The sequence below is a fragment of the Muricoccus nepalensis genome, assembly GCF_006438825.1.
Classification (GTDB): Bacteria; Pseudomonadota; Alphaproteobacteria; order Acetobacterales; family Acetobacteraceae; genus Roseomonas; species Roseomonas nepalensis.
Genome location: NZ_RCZP01000005.1, coordinates 204934 through 226496, shown reverse-complemented (window position 1 = coordinate 226496; position 21563 = coordinate 204934). Strand labels below are relative to the sequence as shown.

Below are 21563 nucleotides of genomic sequence, written 5' to 3'. Positions count from 1 at the left end.
GGGTGGTGAGGGAGGCGGCGGGCAGGCGGAAGTCCGTGGCCGTGAGGGCGGCGGCGCTGACGCCGCGCAGGATGGCGGCGTCGCCGTTCCCGAGCTCGAGCACCGCGTCCGCGCCGTCCTGGCGGAGGGCGGCCTGCACGGCGGCGAAGCTCGTGAAGGCCGTGAAGCCGCCGCCGATGACGATCTTGTCGACGCCCGGCTGGAAGTCGGTCACGACGTCGCGCCCGGCGCCGCGCTCGAAGAGGAAGCGGTCGGCGCCGGCGCCGCCGGTGAGGACGTCGTTGCCGGCGCCGCCGTCGAGCGTCTGGCTGCCGTCGCCGCCGACGAGGAGGTTGTCGAGGCTGTTGCCGGTGCCGGCGGTGCCGTCCTTCTCGACGGACATGTTCTCGACATTATTGGGCAGGCGGTAGGCCGGAGCGTAGGACACCACAGTGTCGATGCCGGCGCCCGCGGCCTCTACGACCTTGTCGTGCAGATCCCACCAGACGAAGTACGTGTCGTCGCCCGCACCCCCAAAAAGGGTGGAGCCGCCGCCGCCGCTGTAGAGGTAGTCGTTCCGGTCAGTCCCAAGGACCTGACCCCCGGCGGTGCCGGAGCCGTCGATCCAGTTCAGCGGCTGGCCGCTGGCGGCCAGCAGCCGCCCGAACGCGTTGAGCTGGGATGTGATGACAACGGCCATGCCAGCCTCCGAGTAGTGCGCTGGGGCTGAGCATTGGTGCAAGATGTTTAACGGGGCGTTTCACGCGGAAGGCGTTGGGTCAGAAAATAGCCTAGAACTGAGTCCCCCACGCATCCGTGATAGGCTTAGCCGGGTTACCAGCTTCGGAACTGACGAGCCTCGGTGTTTTCCCGAGATCGCCTCTTTCAAGATCACCTTGTCTAAGGTCAGGTCCAACATCGCTTTCCGCAAACGCGCGTTCTCCCGCTTCAACTCCCTCATACGCCTGACTTGGTCTAGCCTCAGGCCACCGAACTCAGCGCGCCAGCGGTAGTAGGTCTGGTCAGTCTCCCGGTTGCCCGCACTGCCTCTGCTACCGGCTTGCCCGGGCCCGTCAGCACTTCGACCTGCCACAGCTTGGCGACGAACTCCTCGGGCGTGTACGCCCTCTTCCGACCCATCCTCAGCCTCCTCAAAATAGCCGCCGGTTCACATAACCGCCGAGCCGCTTCTACGCGTGCACGTCACCGATGCCGTCGAGCAGCGCGTCCGAGAGAAAGTCCATAGACGGGTGCTGATCGGTGCGTGGCCACCTCGCGCTTCATGCAGCGCGCCGCCGTGACGTGTCTTGGCGACCGTTTGTGCCGCAGACACGGGCCTCGAAGTGGTACAAGCGGTAATCACGCTTGCAGCTCAATCGCCATCCAATTTTCGGCTGCCCAAGAAACATCGAAGTAATTGAAATAGGTTTCTTGATCTCACGGTTAAGTAAGCTTGTATCAGCTTGCGCGCGTCGGGCTAGCAAGTGAGGTGGAGAAGCACGTGCAGGCAGGTCTTTCCAGCGGCCTCCAAGAAGCCGAGATAATGTGGGAGGAGCAACCGCCGTCGCGACGTGGTTGCGGGCTGGGGAGCCACCCTGATAGGAGCACCGCGAACGGAACGATGAAACGGGGAACGCGCGTGGACGCACCAGCCACACCGGAGGCACGCAAGGCGCTCTGGGGCTCAGCCGTCGGCTATGCGATGGACGGGTTCGACTTACTCATCCTGGGCTTTATGCTCCGCAATATCGCGAGCGACCTGCAGCTCGGCCAGCCCGAGGCGGCGTCGCTGGTCACCGGCACGCTGGTTGGCGCAGTGCTGGGGGGCCTGCTCTTCGGCATGCTCTCCGACCGTCTGGGGCGGGTTCGGGTGCTGACCTGGACTATCGTGCTCTTCGCGGTTTTCACCGGGCTCTGCGCGCTGGCCCAGGGCTACTGGGACCTGCTGGCCTATCGCACCATCGCCGGTCTCGGCCTGGGCGGCGAGTTCGGCATCGGGATGGCGTTGGTCGCGGAGGCCTGGCCGAAGGAGAAGCGTGCTCGCGCGTCCTCCTATGTCGGCCTCGGCTGGCAAGCCGGCGTGTTGCTGGCAGCCATCGTGACACCGTTGCTGCTGCCGGTCATTGGTTGGCGCGGCATGTTCGCCATCGGCATCCTGCCCGCGCTGGCGGCCTGGTTCATCCGGAGCACGCTGCATGAACCGGAACTGTTCACCGCGCGCAACGCCAGGGCGGTTCGGGAGAGCTTCCCGCTTCGTCTTCTCGTGAAGGATACGGAGACGACGAAGACCAGCCTCGGTCTCATCATTCTCTGTTCGGTCCAGAACTTCGGCTACTACGGGGTGATGATCTGGCTGCCGAACTATCTTAGCAGCCGGTTCGGCTACGGGCTCACCCAATCAGCGGTGTGGACGTCGGTGACCATCATTGGAATGGCTGCCGGGATCTACGCTTTCGGGCAGATCGCGGATCGCCTGGGCCGGCGCCCTACCTTCCTTGGTTACATGGTGGGGGCGGCGGTGATGGTCGTCCTGTACTCGCAGCTTACCGGTGCGACGGCGCTCCTGATCGGCGGCGCGGTCATGGGCTTCTTCGTCAACGGCATGCTGGGCGGCTACGGCGCGCTCATCAGCGAACTCTATCCCACGGCCGTGCGGGCGACGGCGCAGAACGTGCTCTTCAACGTCGGGCGCGCGGTGGGCGGCTTCGGGCCCGTCGTGGTCGCGGCCATCGCAGGGGTGCACGGCTTCGAGACGGCCATCGCCGCGCTCGCGGCGCTCTATGTCCTCGACATCGTGGCGCTGTGGCTCCTGATTCCCGAGCGGCGAGGCGCGGAACTGACATGAGAGGCGGGCCCGCGCAGCCGCCGGAAGAGCCGGGACAGGATCGATGCGCTGGAACGTGGTTGGCCGGCTCGCCTTGAAGCACCGTGGGCGGAACGGCAGGCCATGTGTGCTGCCGTTGGCTCAGGTTCTGAGGACAGGGTCTTAGGCTGCCCGGCGGACGAGCGGACGTCAGTGCGATTTCTGTTCCAACCTGGATGGCGAGGCGCTTCACGCGGCCATTTGCGTCGGACCAGTCGGCCAGTGGCCGGCTGCCCGCCCCTGGCTGCCGCTCGCAACGGTGCGCTCGCGGCAATCTTGATGAGCCGAACCGCCGCCATCAGTCCTTTTGAGGAGTTTTCAGCGCTGGGGTCGGACGAGGCGGCCTGAACAGGGCTGCTGCGAGAGGGCAGGATTGCATGTCGGACAGCCATTACGATCTCATCGTTATCGGCAGCGGTCCGGGGGGGGCTTCCCTGGCGCACCGCCTGGCTCCGACGGGCAAGCGCATCCTCCTGCTCGAGCGCGGGGACTACCTCCCACGCTCGCGCACAAACTGGGATTCCAAGGCGGTCTTCGTCGACGGGATCTACCAGGCGACGGAAACCTGGTACGGCGCCGATGGCTCCGAGTTCCATCCTGGACTGCACTACTTCGTCGGCGGGAACTCCAAGGTCTACGGCTCCACGCTCATCCGCATGAGGGAGCGGGATTTTGGAGAGATGCAGCACAAGGACGGTGTGTCGCCGGCCTGGCCGCTAGGATACGACGCCTTCGAGCCCTACTATACCGAGGCTGAGGCTCTCTACCACGTGCACGGCCTGCGCGGCGAGGATCCCAACGAGCCCTGGTCCAGCTCGCCCTACGCCTATCCCCCGATCCTTCACGAGCCTCGCATCCAGGAGCTCAGCGACCGCCTGACGGGCCAGGGGCTCCATCCCTTCCATCTACCGCTCGGCATCAAGCTCGACCAGAACCCGGACGGCAGCGCGACGACCTACAGCCCCTGCATCCGTTGCGATGCGTTCGACGGCTTCCCCTGCGCAATCAACGCCAAGGCCGACGCGCAGGTCATCTGCGTCGACCCGGCGCGCGCCGCCCACCCGAACTTCACCCTGCTGACCGGCGCCCTCGTGACGCGGCTGGAGACGGATGCCGGCGGGCGCAGCATCCGGCACGTCCATGTGACGCGAGGCAACCGCCCGGAGGTATACTCTGCCGACATCGTGGTCGTGGCCTGCGGCGCCCTCAGCTCCGCGCTGCTTCTGCTTCGATCGGCGAGCGAGGCGCACCCGCGCGGCCTCGCCAACGGGTCCGACCAGGTCGGGCGCAACTACATGCGGCACAACATGTCCGTGGTCATGGCGCTGATGCGGGAGAGCAATCGCACGGTGTTCCAGAAGACCCTCGGCATCAGCGACTACTACTTCGGGGCTCCGGACTGGGAGTATCCCCTCGGCCTGATCCAGATGTGCGCGACGTCGCACAGCGAGCAGATCCGGGGAGAGGCGCCGCTGCAGCCCCTCATGCACCTGATGCCGGACTGGCCGCTCGAGAAGATGGCGGAGCACTCCATCGACTTCTGGTTGCAGAGCGAGGACCTGCCGCGCCCGGAAAACCGCGTCTTCTACGACGGCGACCGGGTGGTGTTGGACCTGACCGAGAACAACATGGAGGCGGCCCGTCGGCTCCGCGCGAAGCTGCAGGACATGACGGGGTTCATCGGCGCCCTGCCGGTGCTGTTCGACCGCGGCCTCTACCTCGGCAGGAAGATCCCGATCGGCGGTACGGCACACCAGGCCGGCACGCTCCGCTTCGGGACGGACCCCGCCACCTCCGTGCTCGACCTCGACTGCAAGGCGCACGAGCTGGACAACCTCTACGTGGCCGATGCGGGGTTCTTTCCCTCCATCGGCGCGGTGAACCCGACCCTCACGATCATTGCCAACGCCCTCCGCGTCGCGGACCGCATCAAGGAGAGGCTGGGCGCCTGAGCATGCGGCTGGACCTCCTTCTTCTCGCAGGCCTCCTCGGCAGGGCGGCGTGGCGGGCCCGTCCCGCTGCCCGCGTTCGGCGGGTGCTTCGGTTCAACCGCGTGGTGGCGGATCTCGACCGCGCCGAGGCCTTCTACCGCGACGCCCTTGGCTTCCGTCGCGTCGGACGAGGCCCCGCGGACACGCGGGTCGCGCGGCTCCTCGGCATCGCGGCGGCCGAGGGGGAGGAGGTCGTCCTGCAGCTCGGCGCGGAGCGGCTCGCGCTCCTGCGCTTCCGCCAGCCGCCGGCGCCCTACCCCGCGAAGGGGCGGAGCGACGACCCGTGGTTCCAGCACCTCGCGGTCGTGGTGCGCGACATGGGGGAGGCCTTCGAGGTTCTCTCCTCCCGGGCGGCCCGGGCCATTTCGACCGGCGGGCTGCAGCGCCTGCCGCCGTCGAACGGGTCGGTGACGGCCTTCAAGTTCCGCGATCCGGACGGGCATCCGCTGGAGCTGATCCATTTCCCGCCGGGGCAGGGGCGAGGGGTTTGGCAGGATCGCCCGGGCCAGAGCCCCTTCCTGGGCATCGACCACACCGGCCTTGTGACCGGCTCGACCGCCCGCAGCCTGGCCTTCTACCGGCGCCTCGGTTTCCTCGTCGTCGGCCGCTCCAGGAACAGCGGGCCGGCCCAGGAGCGGCTGGACGGGCTTGAGCATCCCGACCTGCGGATCTCCTCCCTCCGTCCGGACAATCCCGATGGGCCGGGCTTGGAGCTGCTGGATTACCGGCCCCCCAGCCGCCGGGCCGCGCGGCTGCCCGCCAATGGCGTCGCCACGGAATGGGTGACCGTCGCTGTGCGCGGCCTGCCCCACGGGACCGCCCTCGGCGGCGGTCGCCGGGCCCTCGCGCTTCGCGACCCGGACGGCCATCGGCTCCTGCTCGTGGATCAGGGCGGGGAGGGGGCGACCTCACCGGCCTTGGGACCGACGACGTAGGTCGAGGCCAGGGGGTCCCGAAGCACCTCCGTCGCGGGCAAGGTGCGCGGCGCCAGGACGACGAGGCCCAGCCCGCCGACCAGGCCGAAGTTCTTCAGGAACTCCCAGAAGTGCTGGAGGCCTTCCCCTTCCTGGAAGCGCCAGAAATCCGGGTAGCGCCAGAATGGATGGTAGAGCAGGGCCGTGACGACGCAGAAGCCGGCGAGCACGAAGGCCGCGAGCCGGTCGTGCCAGCCGAGCACGATGCAGGCGGGCGCGACGATCTCCACGATGATGGCCGCCACCAGCATGAGGGGAGCCAGGACGGTCGATCCAGCCTGCTTCATCGCCGACGGCCAGTTCACGATCTTGTCCAGCGCGCTGAAGGGAAACAGCACCACCAGCATGATCCGCAGGAGCAGGGGCGCGTAGTCGTTGAGCAGCGAGGCCATGCTGAAGCTCCTCACGCGAATGAAAGCCGTGCCGAGGCTCCTGGCATGGAACAAGGGTGGCGGCCGAAGGTTTTAGGGCATGCCGCGGGAGACGCGGGGGAGTTCGGCATGTCGGACCAAACGGGCCCTAGCCCCACTGTTCCCTACTGGCACCTCTGGCGGGATGCGGAGGGTGTCAGCCATCAGCGCCAGTGCGCGCTGACCGCGTTCGAGCTGAAGGGCGTGGGGGACGCGGCGCCGCAGTGGAACAACCGCCACGAGCGTTGCGAATCGACGGTCGTCGTCACCGTGCAGCCGGTGGGCTGGGTGGGCGAGTGGCACGAGAACCCCGCCCCCCAATGGATCGTGGTGCTTTCCGGCCGCTGGTGGATCGAGAGCATGGACGGCACGCGCGTCGAGCAGGGCGCGGGCGAGTTCTCCTTCGGCGAGGACCAGGGCTGCCGCAGCGTGGACGGGCGGAAGGGGCACCGTTCCGGGACGGTGGGCGACCAGCCGGCGGTGCTGATGACCGTCCAGCTCCACATCCCGCCGGTCCTCCGCCCCTGCCACAAGGCTTGAGGATGGACGGCTTCGAGGTGCACGACCCGCGCTTCCTCGGCTACGTGCTGCCCAACGCGCCGCTGGTGAAGCTGGGGGAGGGCTTCGCCTGGCTCGAAGGGCCCGTCTGGTTCGCCGACGCGGACTGCCTCCTCGTCAGCGACCTGCCGAACGACCGGGTGCTCCGCTGGACCGAGAGCGGCGGCCTGTCGACCTTCCGCCATCCCTCCGGCTTCGCCAACGGCCACACCCGCGACCGGCAGGGCCGCCTACTCAGCTGCTCCCACCGCGACCGCTGCGTCACGCGCACGGAGCTGGACGGCAGCTTCACCGTCCTCGCCGAACGCTACGAGGGCAAGCGGCTGAACTCGCCGAACGACATCGTCTGCCATTCCGACGGCGGCATCTGGTTCACCGACCCGCCCTACGGCATCAACACCGACTACGAGGGAGGCAAGCAGGCCTCCGAGCTGCCGCCCGCCCTCTACCGGCTTGATCCCCGGAGCGGCGCGCTGCGGATCATGGCGGCGGATTTCGCGGGGCCCAACGGCCTGTGCTTCTCCCCGGACGAGAAGCGCCTCTACGTCTCGGAGAGCGGCCCGCAATTCGCGCCCGACCCGCCCCGCCACATCCGGGTCTTCGACGTGGCCGGCGACGGCCAGTCGCTCGCCGGTGGAGGCGTGTTCCACGCGGTGTCGCCCGGCTTCGCGGATGGCCTGCGCTGCGACGAGAGCGGCAACGTCTGGAGCAGCGCGGCCGACGGCGTGCACTGCATCGCGCCCGACGGCAACCTCCTCGGGCGCATCAAGGTGCCCTTCACCGTCTCGAACCTTGCCTTCGGCGGTCGCAACCGGGCGCGTCTCTTTCTCTGCGCCTCGCACACCCTCTTCGCCATCTACACGAACGTGCGGGGCGCCCAGCGCCCTTGATCCGGCGCGCTTCCCGCGGCGTCGTCAGGGTTCCGCTTGATGCTTGCTGACCCAAGGGCCGACGCAGAAGCGATCAGGCGCTCAGCCGTTGTAGGCGAGGCGGAATCCCGTATGGCCGGCGGAGGTGTCGGGGGAGCGGCCGGAGCGCGCGGCGATGCGGTAGCGATAGCAGTAGCTGCGGTGGCACAGGTAGGAGCCGCCCTTCATCACGCGCTCGCGTTCCGCCTGGGCCGCCGTGTTCCGCGCCTTGGCGTGACGCGAGAGCGAGCGGACGCGGAAGGGATCCGCGCACCATTCCCAGACATTGCCGCAGGCGTTGAACAGGCCGAAGCCGTTCGGGGCGAAGCTGTCCACGGGCGCCGTGCCGGTAAAGCCGTCCAACCCGGTGTTCTGTTGAGGAAACCGGCCCTGCCAGATGTTGCAGGGGGTGGTCGCGGCGTCATCCGGCTCCGTGTCACCCCAAGGGAAGCGGGCCGCATCGTTCCCGCCCTTGGCGGCGCATTCCCACTCCGCCTCGCTCGGCAGGCGCCCGCCCGCCCAGGCCGCGAAGGCGACGGCGTCGTTCCAGGAGACGTGGACCACCGGGTGGTCCCGGCGGTCCTCCACCGAGGAGCCCGGCCCCTCGGGGCAGGCCCAGGCGGCGCCCTCCACCTTGCGCCACCAGGGCGCGCCCTCCGGCGCCTCGTGTCGCGCGCCCGGCGGCAGGAAGAGGTGGAACACGTAGGACCATCCGAAGCGCTCCGCGTCCGTCCGGTAGCCGGTGGCGGCCGCGAAGGCCGCGAAGCGACGGTTGGTCACCGCGTGCGCGTCGGTGCGGAACGGAGCGAGCACCACGCGACGGGCCGGGCCCTCCCCGTCCATGGCCAACTCCGGCCGGTCCGTTCCGACCGTGATGGGACCGCCGGGGATGGAGAGGACCGTCGCCTCGTCCCAGCCGCCGCCCGGCGCCGCGGGCCGATTGGGGCCGGCGGTCTCCCGCGGATGGTTCGGGGCGCAGCAGGAGGCGGTCGCGGCGGGGCTCATGGCCCATCCTTGCCAGCGGAACGGGCCGCGAGGGAAGGTCTCGCCGGGCCGACCGCGCCCGCGTCCTCCTCCGCCATGGCGTCGCGGACATGCCGCAGGAGCGCCTCGACCAGCTCCCCTCGGCGCTCCTCCGTTCGGGTCGCGGCCGCGTAGCCGAAGCCGAGGCGCGGCTTGAAGGGGCGTGTGACGACCCCGGCCGGCAACGAGGCCCGGGGCAGGCCGTGCGCGATGGCAAGCCCCACGCCGGCCGCGACCAGGGCCGCCGCCAGGGCCGTGCTGTTCGTGGTCGTCACCACGCGCCGCTCCAGGCCCAGCTGCGCGAAGGCGTCGTCCACGCGCTGGCGCATGAGCTTGCCGGCCTGGTGCGCGATGAACCTCTCCCCCGCTAGGTCGGCCGGCGTGAGCGCGCGGCGCTTCGCCAAGCGGTGTCCTTCCGGCAGGAAGCAGACGGCTTCCGCGTCGGCCAGCACGTCCACCTGCAGGCCCGAGGCGCCGAGCGGCAGGGCCAGGAGCCCGAGGTCGTAGCGCGCCGCGAGCAGTCCCTGCACCTGCTCGTCCCGCTCGACCTCGCTGATCTCGACGGCGGCGTCGGGCTCCGAGCGGAGCAGGGCCGCCACCGCCCGCGGCAGGACGCCGTGGGCGATGACCGAAACCGCGGCGGTGCGGACGATGCCGCGCCCGCCCAGCCGAAGCTCGCGCCCGAGGACGGCGAGGCGCTGCAGGCCGCCGAGCGAGGCTTCCGCCTCGGCCAGGTAGATGCGGCCGCGATCGGTGAGCACCAGGCGCCGGCGCTCCCGCGCGAAGACCGCGAAGCCCAGCTCTACCTCCAGGACGGACACAAGCCGGCTCACGGCGGGCTGGGTGAGCCCCAGCCGATCCGCCGCTGCCGTGACCCCGCCCGCGTCCCGCACCGCGAGGGCGGCGCGAAGCCGGTCCACCTCCGGCAAACGGGGCCCGTGTTCCGGTTGGCTTCCCATGCCCCACCCTTATGGATCCATCCGCAATCATCATTTTACAGCATCAGCAATCGCTCACTAGCCTTCCTTTGCCGGCGTTGCTCGAACCGGCCAAATCCGCATCGCCCCTGCACTGGGGCAGGGTCCTGGGGCCCGGAGGAAGCGCATGGCCGATGGTCGCAACCTGCTCGTCATCATGTCGGACGAGCATAACCCGAAGGTCGCGGGCTACGCGGGCCACCCGGTCGTGGCCACGCCGAACCTGGACCGGCTCGCGGCCCGCGGCACGCGGTTCGACGCGGCCTACACGCCGTCGCCCATCTGCGTGCCCGCGCGCGGTGCCTTCGCCACGGGGCAGCCGGTGCATCGCAGCCGCTGCTGGGACAACGCCATCGCCTATGACGGCCGCATGCCGTCCTGGCACAAGGCGCTCCGCGACCGCGGGCACCATGTGGCCTCCATCGGCAAGCTCCACTACGAGGGCCACGCCGACCAGGACTACGGCCTCAGCGAGATGATCCTGCCCATGCAGATCACGGGAGGCACGGGGGACGTGACCCTTCTCATCCGCGACCCGGAGGACGTTCGGGAGGGCGCGGCGCGCAAGCTCCTCGCCCAGTCCGGGCCGGGAGAGAGCGAGTACACGATCTACGACCGCAAGGTGGCCGCCGCCGCCCAGGTCTGGCTGCGCGAGAGCGCGCCGAAGCACACCGACAAGCCCTGGGTCCTCTTCGTCTCCATGGTGGCGCCGCACTTCCCGCTCACCGCGCCGCCCGAGCACTACTACCGCTACGCCGGGCAGGCGCTGCCCCGGCCCAAGCTCTGGGACGCCCCGCTCGAGGAGCGGCTGCCGCATCCGTGGCTGCGCAACTACGGCCGGCGCTCCGACCATTACCAGCATTTCCGCGGCGACGCGGATCTCCAGCGTGCCCTGGCCGGGTATCTCGGCCTGACCTCCTTCATGGATGAGAACGTCGGAAAGATCCTGGCCGCCCTGGAAGAGGCGGGCTTCGCCGACGACACCCGCGTCATCTACACCTCGGATCACGGCGACAACCTCGGCGTGCGCGGGCTCTGGGGCAAGGTGACGATGTACGAGGAGAGCGCGCGCGTTCCGCTGCTGATGGCAGGGCCGGACGTGCCGGCCGGCGCCACGTGCGGGACACCCGTCACGCTCTGCGATGTCTCCGCCACGATCCTCGACGCGGTGGGAGCGTCGGACGCGATCGCGGATCTCGGCCTCCCGGGCACCTCCTTGCTGAGCCTTGCCGGCGAGGCCGCGCAGGACCGCCTGGCCCTGTCGGAGATGCACACCTACTGCCCTGGCGGGGTCTTCATGCTGCGAACGCTGCGGCATAAGTACATCCACTACGTCGGCGGTCCCCCGCAGCTCTTCGATCTGGAGACGGATCCGGAGGAGCTGCACGACCTGGCGGGGGATCCGGCGCACGCCACGCTGCTTGCGAGGATGGAAGCCCGGCTGCGCGGCATGCTGGACCCCGAGACCGTGGATGCCGAGGCCGTCTCCGATCAGGCGCACAAGATTGCCGAACACGGCGGCAAGGAGCGCATCCAGCAGAGGGAGCGGATGGCCTATACCCCACCGCCCGCGGGCTAGGGAGCACGGCCATGCACCGCCGCCGCTTCCTTCTTGCCACCCCGGCTCTCGCCCTCGCCGGACCGGCCGCCGCCGTTATCGCCGACGGCCGCCCGATCAAGCTCGTCGTTGCCTACGCGCCCGGCGGCGGAACGGACCTGATGGCCCGCGCCGTCGCGCAGCACCTGGGCGCGGCGCTGGGGCAGAACGTCGTGGTCGACAACAAGGCGGGCGGCAACGGCACGGTCGGCTCCCTTTCCGTCGCCCAGGCGAGGCCGGATGGGACCACCCTGCTCTTTGCAACGGGCAGCGAGCTCTCGCTGAAGCCGCTCCTCGAGGCTGGCCTTCCCTACGATCCCGCCCGCGACTTCGTGCCGGTCGCGCTGCTCGGGATCACGCCGGTTGCGATCGCGGTGAACCCGGAGGTGCCGGCCCGCAACGTGGCCGAGCTGATCGCGCTTGCGCGGACGAAGCCAGGGGGGATCGACGTCGCCAACTCCGGCCGCGGCGGCATCATGCACCTGACGGCCGCCTACCTGGCGCTGAAGGCAGGGGTGGAGTTCGGCCATGTCTCCTACCGCGGCGCCGCGCCCGCCGTGGCGGACGCGGTGGCCGGGACGGTGGATGCCGTCGTCTCCGGCTTGCCCCCGCTGCTTGCCCAGGCGAAGGAGGGGCGCCTGCGTATCCTGGCCGTCTCCATCCCCCAGCGCAGCGGCGCACTGCCGGAGGTGCCGACCCTGGCGGAGGAGGGCTTCCCGGGCTTCGACATGTCGAACACGGTCGGGCTGGTCGCGCGGCGCGGCTGCCCGCCGGAGATTGTCGCGGCCCTGAACGCGGCCGCCAACCAGGCCATTGAGAAGCCCGATCTGCGCCGCATCTTCCTGGCGAACGGAGCGGAGCCGGTGGGGTCGACGGCCGAACGCTACGCCACCTTCATCCAGGCGGAGCGCGACCGTTTCCGGGAGGTGGTGCAGGCCACGCGGATCACCATGGAGTAGGACCGGTCCTCGAGAATCAGGGCGGCCTGCCGATAGCAGCCCTGCAAACCGGGGGCCGACCTGTCTTATCGTGCCCGAGGTTCAAAGGATCGCTCCATGGCCGAGACCGCGACAAACCTGCTGTTTATTCTGTCGGACGAGCACAACCCGAAGGCGCTGGGTTGCGCCGGGCATCCCTTCCAGCAAACGCCCAACCTTGACGCGCTTGCCGCCCGTGGAACCCGCTTTTCCGCGGCCTCCACTCCGTCGCCGATCTGCGTGCCGGCCCGGGCGGCCCTGGCCACCGGCCAGCCGTTGCACAAGATGGGCCGCTACTTCGACAACGCCGATCCCTACGACGGCGCTGTTCGATCCTGGCATCACGCGCTTCGTGATGCTGGTCATGCCGTCGTCTCGATCGGCAAGCTTCACTTCCGCGGCCTGCCAGGTGACGACCACGGCTTCTCGCAGGAACTGATGCCGATGCACGTCGTGGAAGGGAAAGGCGACCTTCTCTCCCTCATCCGCGATGACACGGCCCCCGTGCGGAACGGCGCGGCCAAGATGGCGAAGACGGCCGGCCCTGGGGAGAGTGACTATACGCGCTACGATCGCGCCATCGCCGAGGCCGCCATCCGCTGGCTTGCGGAGGAGGCTCCCAAGCAGACCCGGCCCTGGTGTCTCTTCGTCAGTTTCGTGACCCCGCACTTTCCCCTGATTGCGCCGCCGGAGCACTTCTCCAAATACCCTCCCGAGGTGGTGGGCACGCCGAAGGCCTACCGACCGGAGGAGCGGCCGGACCATCCGTTCCTGCGCGATATGGCGAACACCATTCCGTACGATCGCTCCGTCGAGAACCGTGACACGCTGTCCCGCATGCTCGCCGGCTATCACGGCCTCGTCTCCTTCATGGACGAGCAGGTTGGCCGCGTCCTGGGCGCGCTCGAGGCGAGCGGGCAGGGGCCTCGCACGCGGGTGCTCTACGCCTCCGACCACGGCGACAACGCCGGTGCCCGTGGACACTGGGGAAAGTCCAACATGTACGAGGAGAGCGTCGGCATTCCGATGATCCTCGCCGGCCCCGGCGTGCCCTCAGAGGCACGTTGCGACACGCCCTGCTCCCTGACCGATGTCTTCGCGACCATGCTTGACGCCACAGGGGTTGCCGAGAGCCCACCGGAAGGGTCCGACAGCCTCCTCCGCCTTGCCGGTGCTGGTGCCACCGACCGTGTGATCCTCTCCGAGTATCACGCCAGCGGCTCTCGCCAGGGAGCCTTCATGCTGCGGACGCGGCGCTGGAAGTATGTGGCTTACCCAACCTACCCAGATCAGCTTTTCGACCTCGAAGCCGACCCGGAGGAGTTGCACGACCTCGGTGCTGATCCCGACCACGCTGCGACTCTGGCTGAATTCGCGACGCTGCTTCGGGGACGTCTCGGCGAGGAACCCGCACGGCTCGACGCTCACGTCAAGGCGCGACAGGCGGAGATCCTTGCTGCCAACGGCGGCCGGGAGCTTGTCGAGGCCCGCGGTGACCTACCCTATTCCCCGCCGCCGGGTGTGAAGGCATCCTGGTCCTGATCAGTCCACCTTCGCGCCGCTGATCCGCACAGCCTCGCCCCAGACTTCCGCCTCGCGTCGGAGGAAAGCAGGGACGGCGGCGGGGCCGAGGCCGATCACGTTGGAGCCGTCGGCGGTCACGCGCGCGCGGAAGCCCTCGTCGGCCAAGGCCTCGCTGATCGCCGTGTCCACCCGGGTGATCACCGCGCCCGGTGTTCCCGCCGGCGCCAGGATCGCGAACCAGGAGACGAGTTCGAAGCTCGACAGCGTGCTGGCCAAGGGCGGCACGTCGGGCAGGGCATGGTTCGGTGCAGCGGAGGTGACGGCCAGTGCTCGCACCCTCCCCGCTCGCACCAGTTCGGTCGCGGTGGAGAGCGTCGGGAAGCCGAAGGCGACCTGGCCGGCCACCACGGCGTTGACGATGTCCGGCGCGCCGCGGAATGGGACATGCGTCGCACCCACCCCGGCCCGCGCCTTGAACAGCTCCGCCGCTAGATGAGCGCCCGAGCCGTTGCCGCCGGAGGCATAGTTCGCATCGCCCTGCCGGAGAGATGCGATCAGCGCCGGCGTGTCCGGAGGTCCGTTGGCGGGAACAATGAGCAGATGTGGCAGCCCGAAGGTCACGTTCACCGGCGCGAAGTCGCGGAGTGGATCATAGCCGAGCCGCCGCGAGGTGAGCGCCGGGTTGATGACAAGCGAGTTGGTTCCGAGCAGCAGGGTGTAGCCGTCCGGGGCGGACCGCGCGGCCGCCTCGAAACCGATGTTCCCACCCGCGCCGGCTCGATTTTCGACCACCATCGGCTGCCCGATCGCCGGTGTCAGCCGTTCGGACAGTTGCCGGGCGAAGACGTCGGGCGCGGAGCCGGGGATGAACGGCACGAGCAGCCGCACCGGGCGGCTTGGCCAGGGGGCACCCTGGGCCCTCGCTGACTGTGCCGAGACTGCAGCCCCGGTCAGCGCGAGCAGTCCGCGACGGCGCATCCCCTCCTCCCTCGCATTCTCCTCGAACGCTAACCTGTCTTACAGTGCTTCGCTACTTAGGTTTGGGCAGGCCGGAAACGCTCGGTCCCGCTCCAGCACACTGGCTCACCGCCTTCGCACGAGCCTTTTCCTGGCGGCGATGCCAAGTCTCGGCCGTTGAGTAACGAGCCCGAAGCGGCACTTGCCACAGGTGACGTCGGTGCAAAGGAGGTCGCGTGCCAGCATGCCATTGTGCTAGGTGGTGAGCGGATAACCACCGCCGAGCACTTTCCACCCTGCGCTTTGTGGATGGTGTTGGCTTAGGCGAGCACCAGCTGTCGAGTTGGTCGAATAAGTCGGCGCCCCAGTGGATCTCGAAGCTGACCATGCGCTCGCCCTCCTCAGGGTTGATACCGACGACCCGCTGGTCACCTTTGATGGGAATTACGAGCCGCTGGTAATTCAGTTCGTGGCCAACACCTTTTTGGTGATGGCGCTGTACTCGGCACATGTCAGCCGTCAGCCTGATGTTTGCACGGCGCTCGTCACAGATGCCAGTCGTGGGCTGGGGCGTGAGAGAGGTTACTTGCTTCGTGGCCGTGGGAATCGGTGGATGCGAGCGCTCCGTCCGATGCTGCGGGAATTTTAAAATCGTTGCTTAAATAGGGGACAAGCGGCTCTTGCCGTTGATTTACGTGTGGCTGCTTCGGCCCATCTCCGACGGAGTCCTGCGCGACGAGGTCGGCGGTCAAGTTGATTGCGATATCACTCCTGCCGTTTTCTGACCTGTCGCCACGTCCCTCAGAAGGCCAGGACGTCCCTGGAGACGTCATCGCAACATCGTCGGAAACGACAAGTGCGAGGGCGTCCGTCTTGTTTACGGGCTGGTTGTCGTGCGCCTTACGGTGGTCGGGATTGGACGGCATGTCGAGCAGTGGTGGGGCTTGCTCCGGGGACGCTGGAGTGGGGCTGTTGTCCACGGCTTTGGCGACTTGGTTTTCGTGCGCTTTACCGTGGTCGAGATTGGACGGCGTGGTGAGCAGTGGCGCCGGTGGCTGCGCGTGCTCTTGAGCGGGGGTGTTGTCCGCGGCCTTGGCTACCTGGTTCTCGTGCGCCTTGCCGTGGTCGGAGGTGGACGGTGTGTCGAGCAGTGGCGATGCGGGCTGCGGGGCCTCTTGAGCAGGGCTGTTGTCGGCGGTTTTGGCGACCTTGTTCTCGTGCGCCTTGCCGTGATCGGAGGCGGACGGCGTGTCGAACAGTGACGGTGCTTGCTGCGAGGGTACTTCATTGGGGCTGTTGTTCGCAGCCTTGGCGACCTGGTTTTCGTGCGCGTTACCGTGATCGGGTGGCGCGTCGAGCAGGGACGACGCGGGCAGCGATGGCGCTTGAGCAGAGCTGTCGTCCACGACCTTGGCAGTCTGGCCAGCGTGTGTCGCATCTCGCTGTGCCGTCACGGACGGGGCACTAACAATTTCAGGTGCTGAGAACTTTAGGTCCATGCTGAAGGCGGCTTGGGAGACAGAGCCTCGGTCGACCTGCCCGGCTTCCCTGGTCGTCACTTCGCCAGTCGCAAGCGCTCCCGCTACCGCCATTGGCCCTTCGCTCGCGTAGATACTTTTCCCGGGGCCGTGTAGTGGCTCAGGCTGCACGCTTGGCGGTACGGTAAAGGACGCAAGGTTCGCTGGAGCACCTTTGCTCTCGTGCCTCACCTCCGTCTCCGTTGGCTCCACAAGCATCGTTCTCTGAGCCGATACTGTTTCAGGCGCGGTCTGCGAAGGTGGTGGAAGGGCTGCTGGCGGTGGACCTGCGCTGCCGTTAGGGGCGGCGTCCGCACGCTCAACGTTCAGGGCTAGCCAAGTCGCCTCAAACTGAACATTTGGCTGATCAACGACGAAGGTCGGCAGCAACGAGACCGCGGGCAATCCGGGTGGCACGCCGAGCAGGTCGGAAGGGAAGGCGCTTCGGATCGAGGTATCGAACGCGAGGGGTTGCGTTTCCAGTCCGCCACTTCCGAACACATGGACGGCCATGAGCTCGCCTGACCATCCATTCGGTACGGCCAGGGTAACGTCGTTAACGCCAACCGGTGATGTGTCTACCCAGCCGTGCGCTGAGGCGGAGAGCATGACGGCGAGGAGGCCGATGCCCCCCAATCCAGCATTCTGGACATCGTGCCACCCGTATTGCGGGACCCTATTGAGAAGCTCTGATGGTGCCGCCGAGCCCGGGAAATCGGAGGCGCCGACACCAGCCAGCGCGCCCTCCAGCAAGGTCCGCGCTGGGCGCGTTGACCCGGGCACCTTGCGCTTCCGCCTGCTCCGGTTCTTCCCTGGTCTCCTTCCTGGCGTCGGCTCGACATCCTCTTCCAGGAATGGCTCATCAAGCTCTGCAAAGTGGACATCCGCCCGTAACATGGCAGGCTCTGGCGGGGAGCTCGAGGGAACGAGCATGACATCAGTCGTGCTGGTCCCGCTGGATCTTACCGACGGGCTGATAATCTCAATGCGCAATGGCAAGCATGAGCCATAATCAGCGGTAGCAACGTCAGCGCCGTTCCAGGCGCTGTCGTAAGAATCCTGCGTAGACACCAGTCACCTCGCTTTTTGCGGGGCACGAACTGCGGCGGCATCGCGGAACAGCCTGTGCGTTTTTGCGACCGGGATGATCCTGCACCGAACTATCCAAAGCCAGCACCAGACAGTACCGCTCGTATCCCACCATCCAACTCGCCTGACGGCATTCATGTTCAGCATCGCTGGGAAGTGATGGATTGTTGCCAAGGCCGATGTGACTCAAGGAATGAAAATGAATCCAGGCTAGGACAGCAGCCGCTTTGTTGCAGCTTACGCGCTCGCCGGTCATTACGGCGGGGGTTCAGCATGATGGGACGACGGCGGCTGAGTAAGTTGGGGTAGGCCGTACCATCCAAGACGGCTGTTTGTGGCCAGGGTCACCCGCGGGCGACACGCTGGTCCCTATCAGCTAACGCGACGTCCAATTGATGCTGCAGGATCATTGTGTCTTCGTGAATTAGACGACGGTGTTGCGATGAGGCGGTACAACGCTGGTCGGTGGACTGCACCTTTGGGTGGATGATCCACTCTCAGTGTCTCATCCGCGACGACAAGCGTGGCCTGGACGTGTCCGAGGCCACGGTCGACGTCGCCATGAGCGCTTCTCCCTCGCAAGGCCGCCTACCGAAGAGCGTTCAGGCGGCCGCTCAGCATGCAGGGTGGGGAGGCGCCACCGGCGGCTTGCCTCGGGCCGCTGCTTACTGCTTCGGCACTCCGGCCGAGGCGGCGATCCCCTCGACGAACCGGATCTGCTCGGGCAGCGCGGCCGCGAAGGCTACCCCGCCCGTGAGCTCCGGGATCAGCCCAGCGCCGAGCATGCGCTCGGTCATGGCCGGCGTGGAGAGCCGCTGCCGCAGCGCGCGCTCGATCGTCAGCGCCGCCCCGTCGGGCGTTCCGGCCGGGGCGAAGACGCCGATCCAGGCGGGAAACTCGAGCCCGGGCATGCCGGCCTCGGCCGCGGTCGGCACGTCGGGAAGGCCGGTGAAGCGCCGCGGCGTCATCACGGCCAGCGCGCGGATCTGACCGGCTCGGACCCCGGGCGCCGCGTTCGAGATGGAGTCGAACATCAGCCCCACCTGCCCGCCCAGCAGGGCCGTCGAGGCTGGCACCGCCCCGTTGAAGGGCACGTGCAGCAGCCGCGTTCCCGTGCGGCCCTGAAAGAGCTCCCCGGCGAGGTGCAGGATGGTGCCCGTGCCGGAGGAGCCGTAGGCGATGGACTCCGGCGCCTGGCGCGCCCGGTCCACCAGCTCGCGCAGCGTCGTCACGGGGAGCGAGGGGTGCGCCACGATCAGCACCGGCCCCTGCGCGACGAGGAGGATGGGGCGGAAGTCCCGGACGGGGTCGTAAGGCATCTCCGCCCGCACCACCGGCGCGATCACCTGGGTGGAGGAGGAGGTGACCAGCAGGGTGTACCCGTCCGGCCTGGCCTTGGCCACGTAGCCTGCCCCGATGGTGCCGCCGGCGCCCGCGCGGTTCTCCACCACGAAGAACTGCCCCAGCTCCTTCTGCAGCTCCTCCGCCGCCAAGCGGGCGACGAGATCAACCGGCGATCCCGGCGGGAAAGGGTTGACCAGGCGGACGCCCCGGGCCGGGTCGGTCTCGGCGGTGGCAGAGCCGGGCTGCCCGCCCAGGAGAAAGGCCGCCACGACGCAGCCGGCCAGTCCTGCGATCCATCGCATCACGCGTGTCCTCCCCTCGTCAGCTTCCCGCCCACTGGCGGAGCGGGTGGGCGTCCGGCGCGTCGGTGCCGGGCCTGCCGCGCGGCGCCGCCTCGGCCGGCGCCAGCCAGGCCGCGACCTCGGGCATCGCCAGCACCTTCGGCAGGAGCGGGAAGGGGCGGCCGAAGCCCTTCTCGAAGACCGCAAGGCAGCCCGCCAGCTTGGCCGCCACCGCCGCCCGTGTGGGAGGGTCCTCCGGCGAGCCGGGGATCGCCCGGCGGGCGAAGCGGGCGACGGGCGCGCCGGCGCTGTCCAGCACCTCCATCGTGACCTCGCCGGCGGTGATGTCGCCGCCGCTGTCCAGCGCCGACGCGTCCGACAGCTCGATGCGGTCCAGCAGCGGCCGGGTCGCGGCCGCGGGCGCCGTCCCGTCGAAGTGGCGAAGGCCGGGAGGGCCGTCCAGGAGGGCGGCGGCGATGGCGTAGGGCCCGGAGAACTTCGCCTCCAGCCCGTTGGCCGGACGGTCGTGGCGCAGCACCTCCAGGCTGCGCCGCGGGGCGAGCACCCTGAAGCGCGTGGCGCCCTCCGCCACGCCGGCGCCGAGTGCCGCCCGGGCGTCGAGGGCGAGGCCAATCAGGCGGTGGCTGGCGTAGCAGCAGGGATAGAGCTTGAGCGCGAGGAGGTCGGGGCGCGACCGGAAGGCGTCCTCGCCCGGATCGGCGGCGCCGTCCGCCGCCCCGTAGAGATCGGCGTAGCCGCCCGGCGCGAAGATGTCCGGGCTGCCCTGGAGGCCGGCGGCGGCCAGCCGGGCGGCGCGCACCCCGGCCGCGGCGGCGAGCCCGGCCTGCGCGGGCTTGGCCATGGTGCCGAAATTCGCCCGCAGCCCGCCCGACTGCGCGGCCGCCAGGGCGAAGGCGGAGGCGAGCTGCCGCTCGTCCAGGCGGCGAAGGCGCCCGGCCGCCGCGGCGGCGGCGAAGGCGCCGATGGTCCCGGTGCCGTGCCAGCCGCGATGGTAGTGGCCGGCCCCGAGCCGCCGGGCCACCGCGAGGGCGGCGGTCAGGCCAGCCGCGAAGGCGGCCAGGATCTCCGCTGGGTCGTCGTGGCGGTCGGCGCGGAGGATGGCGGGCAGGATCACCGCGCTCGGGTGCGTCGCGCTGTCGAGGTAGACGTCGTCGAAATCAAGCGCGTGCGCGGCGATGGCGTCGATCATGACCGCCGCGTCCTCGCCCTCCAGCGCTTCGCCGGACCAGGAGCGGGCGCTACCCCCCCGATAGGCCGACAGCGCCGCCCGGACCGCCGGCTCGCCCCAGCCGGCGGCCGCGACGCCAACCGTGTCGGCGATGGCGCGGCCGAGAAGGTCACGATGGGCCGCGTCGCCCGCCTCGCTGCCCCGAACCGCGGCGGAGAGCCGCGCGATGAAATCCGACGCCACGCCGCCCTCCCGGTGGGCCACCGGTCCGCGATGAGGGGAACCGGCGTGCATTCCTGCTTGCACATCCGCTACCACCATCTACCATGCCGTTCAACAGAAGCATTTTCCGCTGAACGGAAGATGATCGGTGAGGAAAGCGTTCGCCGTGCACCGTCGCACCCTGACCCGGCTCTCCCTGTCCGGCCTCGCCGGCGCCGCGCTCGCCCCGGCCGCCCGGGCGCAGCCGGACTACCCGGCGAAGCCGGTCACCATCGTCGTGCCGTTCCCGCCCGGCGGGGGAACGGACGTGCTGATCCGGCTGATGACCGAGCGCCTCGGGGAGGCGCTCGGCCAGCCCGTGGTCGTGGACAACCGGCCGGGCGCGACGGGCAGCATCGGGAACGACCGCGTCGCGAAGGCGGCGCCGGACGGCTACACGCTGCTGGCGCAGGCCTCCATCATCGGCGTCTTCCCGCACATGCTGCCCGGGCTTCTCTACAACCCGCTGCGGGACTTCGCGGCCATCGGCATGATCGGCGAGACGCCGACGGTCTTCGTCGTGCATCCCGACTTCCCGGCGACCGTGCTCAAGGACCTGGCGGCGCCGTCCCGGCGCAAGCCGCTGACCTTCGGCACCGCCGGGATCGGCTCCCCGCAGCATCTCGGCACGGAGCGCATGGTGCGGGAACTGGGCATCGCCGCCGAGCACGTGCCCTATCGCGGCACCGCGCCGGCCGTCACGGACCTGCTGGGCCGGCAGATCGACTTCGCGGCCTTCAGCCTCAGCTCCGTGCTGCCGCTCATCCGCGAGGGGAAGCTCCGGGCGCTGGCGATCCACCGGGCGCGGCGCTCGGCCCTCGCGCCCGAGATCCCCGCCGCCTCGGAGCAGGGGGTGGACGACGCGGGATCGAGCGTGCGGTTCCTCCTGCTGGCGCCCGCGCGCACGCCCGCGGCGACGATCGCGCGGCTGAACGCGACGCTCAACGCCGTGCTGCGCGTGCCGGAGGTGGCGAAGGGCTTTGCCGACCGCGGCTACGAGGTCATCGCCTCCACGCCGGAGGCGGCGGGGGCCGACGTGGCCGAGCAGGAACGGCTCTGGGCGCCAGTCGTGCGCCAGCTCGGCATCGCGCTGACCGAGTAAGGCGCGCGGCGGGCGGAACATTGGGGGAGGGCGCATGGCACC

The 21563-nt window shown here is 69.2% G+C and carries 16 protein-coding genes and 2 pseudogenes; 9 read left to right on the top strand and 9 right to left on the bottom strand.

All coding sequences use genetic code 11. The features are described 5' to 3' along the window. Together EAH89_RS31140 and EAH89_RS32495 are read right to left on the bottom strand one after the other, a co-directional pair. Positions 1–679 (bottom strand): annotated as a pseudogene (locus tag EAH89_RS31140) (hypothetical protein); the annotation flags it as partial. A gap of 165 nt (positions 680–844) precedes the next feature. Next, positions 845–1119: pseudogene (locus EAH89_RS32495) on the bottom strand (transposase); the annotation flags it as partial. Between the two features lie 499 nt (positions 1120–1618). Here EAH89_RS32495 and EAH89_RS08590 point away from each other — a divergent pair. The 3 genes from EAH89_RS08590 to EAH89_RS08580 all read left to right on the top strand — a co-directional run bounded on the left by EAH89_RS08590 (position 1619) and on the right by EAH89_RS08580 (position 5768). Beyond that, positions 1619–2824 carry an MFS transporter gene (locus tag EAH89_RS08590; RefSeq protein WP_241666915.1) on the top strand — a complete coding sequence of 402 codons (1206 nt, stop codon included), beginning with the start codon at positions 1619–1621 and terminating at the stop codon, positions 2822–2824. A gap of 395 nt (positions 2825–3219) precedes the next feature. Beyond that, the gene (locus EAH89_RS08585; protein WP_140882388.1) at positions 3220–4794 is read left to right on the top strand and encodes a GMC oxidoreductase; all 1575 of its coding nucleotides are present in this window, start codon (positions 3220–3222) and stop codon (positions 4792–4794) included. Between the two features lie 2 nt (positions 4795–4796). Next, positions 4797–5768 carry a VOC family protein gene (locus EAH89_RS08580; RefSeq protein WP_140882387.1) on the top strand — a complete coding sequence of 324 codons (972 nt, stop codon included), beginning with the start codon at positions 4797–4799 and terminating at the stop codon, positions 5766–5768. Here the strand turns inward: EAH89_RS08580 and EAH89_RS08575 are convergent. Next, positions 5720–6199, bottom strand: a complete 480-nt coding sequence (locus EAH89_RS08575; RefSeq protein WP_140882386.1) for a DoxX family protein — start codon at positions 6197–6199, stop codon at positions 5720–5722. The two genes, EAH89_RS08580 and EAH89_RS08575, sit on opposite strands and share 49 nt — an antisense overlap. A gap of 108 nt (positions 6200–6307) precedes the next feature. Here EAH89_RS08575 and EAH89_RS08570 point away from each other — a divergent pair, with 108 nt between their 5' ends. Continuing rightward, complete coding sequence (locus tag EAH89_RS08570; protein WP_140882385.1) at positions 6308–6757, top strand: cupin domain-containing protein; 450 nt, start codon at positions 6308–6310, stop codon at positions 6755–6757. 2 nt (positions 6758–6759) lie between these two features. Then, complete coding sequence (locus EAH89_RS08565) at positions 6760–7665, top strand: SMP-30/gluconolactonase/LRE family protein (protein WP_140882384.1); 906 nt, start codon at positions 6760–6762, stop codon at positions 7663–7665. An 81-nt stretch (positions 7666–7746) separates the two neighbouring features. Here the strand turns inward: EAH89_RS08565 and EAH89_RS08560 are convergent, their stop codons facing one another. Beyond that, the gene (locus EAH89_RS08560) at positions 7747–8688 is read right to left on the bottom strand and encodes a formylglycine-generating enzyme family protein (protein ID WP_140882383.1); all 942 of its coding nucleotides are present in this window, start codon (positions 8686–8688) and stop codon (positions 7747–7749) included. Then, positions 8685–9626, bottom strand: coding sequence for a LysR family transcriptional regulator (locus tag EAH89_RS08555; protein WP_161993518.1), 942 nt, complete (start codon positions 9624–9626; stop codon positions 8685–8687). The genes EAH89_RS08560 and EAH89_RS08555 overlap by 4 nt, the downstream gene beginning before the upstream one ends. A gap of 184 nt (positions 9627–9810) precedes the next feature. Between EAH89_RS08555 and EAH89_RS08550 the strand changes: the two genes are divergently transcribed. The 3 genes from EAH89_RS08550 to EAH89_RS08540 all read left to right on the top strand — a co-directional run bounded on the left by EAH89_RS08550 (position 9811) and on the right by EAH89_RS08540 (position 13799). Further along, on the top strand, positions 9811–11262 hold the full coding sequence (locus EAH89_RS08550) for a sulfatase-like hydrolase/transferase (RefSeq protein ID WP_140882381.1): 1452 nt from the start codon (positions 9811–9813) through the stop codon (positions 11260–11262). Between the two features lie 11 nt (positions 11263–11273). Beyond that, positions 11274–12239: a Bug family tripartite tricarboxylate transporter substrate binding protein gene (locus EAH89_RS08545; protein ID WP_140882380.1), complete on the top strand. Its 966-nt coding sequence runs from the start codon at positions 11274–11276 to the stop codon at positions 12237–12239. Between the two features lie 96 nt (positions 12240–12335). Next, the gene (locus EAH89_RS08540; protein ID WP_140882379.1) at positions 12336–13799 is read left to right on the top strand and encodes a sulfatase-like hydrolase/transferase; all 1464 of its coding nucleotides are present in this window, start codon (positions 12336–12338) and stop codon (positions 13797–13799) included. Here EAH89_RS08540 and EAH89_RS08535 read toward each other — a convergent pair whose 3' ends face one another. The 4 genes from EAH89_RS08535 to EAH89_RS08520 form a co-directional block, all read right to left on the bottom strand. Beyond that, positions 13800–14669, bottom strand: a complete 870-nt coding sequence (locus tag EAH89_RS08535) for a tripartite tricarboxylate transporter substrate-binding protein (RefSeq protein WP_161993517.1) — start codon at positions 14667–14669, stop codon at positions 13800–13802. A 614-nt stretch (positions 14670–15283) separates the two neighbouring features. Then, positions 15284–16144 (bottom strand): hypothetical protein, encoded by an 861-nt coding sequence (locus EAH89_RS08530; RefSeq protein ID WP_140882377.1) that lies wholly within the window; start codon positions 16142–16144, stop codon positions 15284–15286. Positions 16145–18009: 1865 nt separating this feature from the next. Continuing rightward, a complete protein-coding gene (locus tag EAH89_RS08525) occupies positions 18010–18990 on the bottom strand; it encodes a Bug family tripartite tricarboxylate transporter substrate binding protein (RefSeq protein WP_140882376.1) in 981 nt (326 codons plus the stop codon). 19 nt (positions 18991–19009) lie between these two features. After that, complete coding sequence (locus EAH89_RS08520) at positions 19010–20401, bottom strand: MmgE/PrpD family protein (protein WP_161993516.1); 1392 nt, start codon at positions 20399–20401, stop codon at positions 19010–19012. A gap of 145 nt (positions 20402–20546) precedes the next feature. Between EAH89_RS08520 and EAH89_RS08515 the strand changes: the two genes are divergently transcribed. Further along, positions 20547–21521 (top strand): Bug family tripartite tricarboxylate transporter substrate binding protein, encoded by a 975-nt coding sequence (locus tag EAH89_RS08515; protein WP_140882374.1) that lies wholly within the window; start codon positions 20547–20549, stop codon positions 21519–21521. Positions 21522–21563: the final 42 nt, after the last annotated feature.

What these genes read in the sequence shown, in the direction of transcription:
- EAH89_RS08585 (WP_140882388.1), top strand. Translation starts at nt 3,220, where the DNA reads ATGTCGGACAGCCATTACGATCTCATCGTTATCGGCAGCGGTCCGGGG.
- EAH89_RS08580 (WP_140882387.1), top strand. Translation starts at nt 4,797, where the DNA reads ATGCGGCTGGACCTCCTTCTTCTCGCAGGCCTCCTCGGCAGGGCGGCG.
- EAH89_RS08575 (WP_140882386.1), bottom strand. Translation starts at nt 6,199, where the DNA reads ATGGCCTCGCTGCTCAACGACTACGCGCCCCTGCTCCTGCGGATCATG.
- EAH89_RS08570 (WP_140882385.1), top strand. Translation starts at nt 6,308, where the DNA reads ATGTCGGACCAAACGGGCCCTAGCCCCACTGTTCCCTACTGGCACCTC.
- EAH89_RS08565 (WP_140882384.1), top strand. Translation starts at nt 6,760, where the DNA reads ATGGACGGCTTCGAGGTGCACGACCCGCGCTTCCTCGGCTACGTGCTG.
- EAH89_RS08560 (WP_140882383.1), bottom strand. Translation starts at nt 8,688, where the DNA reads ATGAGCCCCGCCGCGACCGCCTCCTGCTGCGCCCCGAACCATCCGCGG.
- EAH89_RS08550 (WP_140882381.1), top strand. Translation starts at nt 9,811, where the DNA reads ATGGCCGATGGTCGCAACCTGCTCGTCATCATGTCGGACGAGCATAAC.
- EAH89_RS08545 (WP_140882380.1), top strand. Translation starts at nt 11,274, where the DNA reads ATGCACCGCCGCCGCTTCCTTCTTGCCACCCCGGCTCTCGCCCTCGCC.
- EAH89_RS08540 (WP_140882379.1), top strand. Translation starts at nt 12,336, where the DNA reads ATGGCCGAGACCGCGACAAACCTGCTGTTTATTCTGTCGGACGAGCAC.
- EAH89_RS08525 (WP_140882376.1), bottom strand. Translation starts at nt 18,990, where the DNA reads ATGCGATGGATCGCAGGACTGGCCGGCTGCGTCGTGGCGGCCTTTCTC.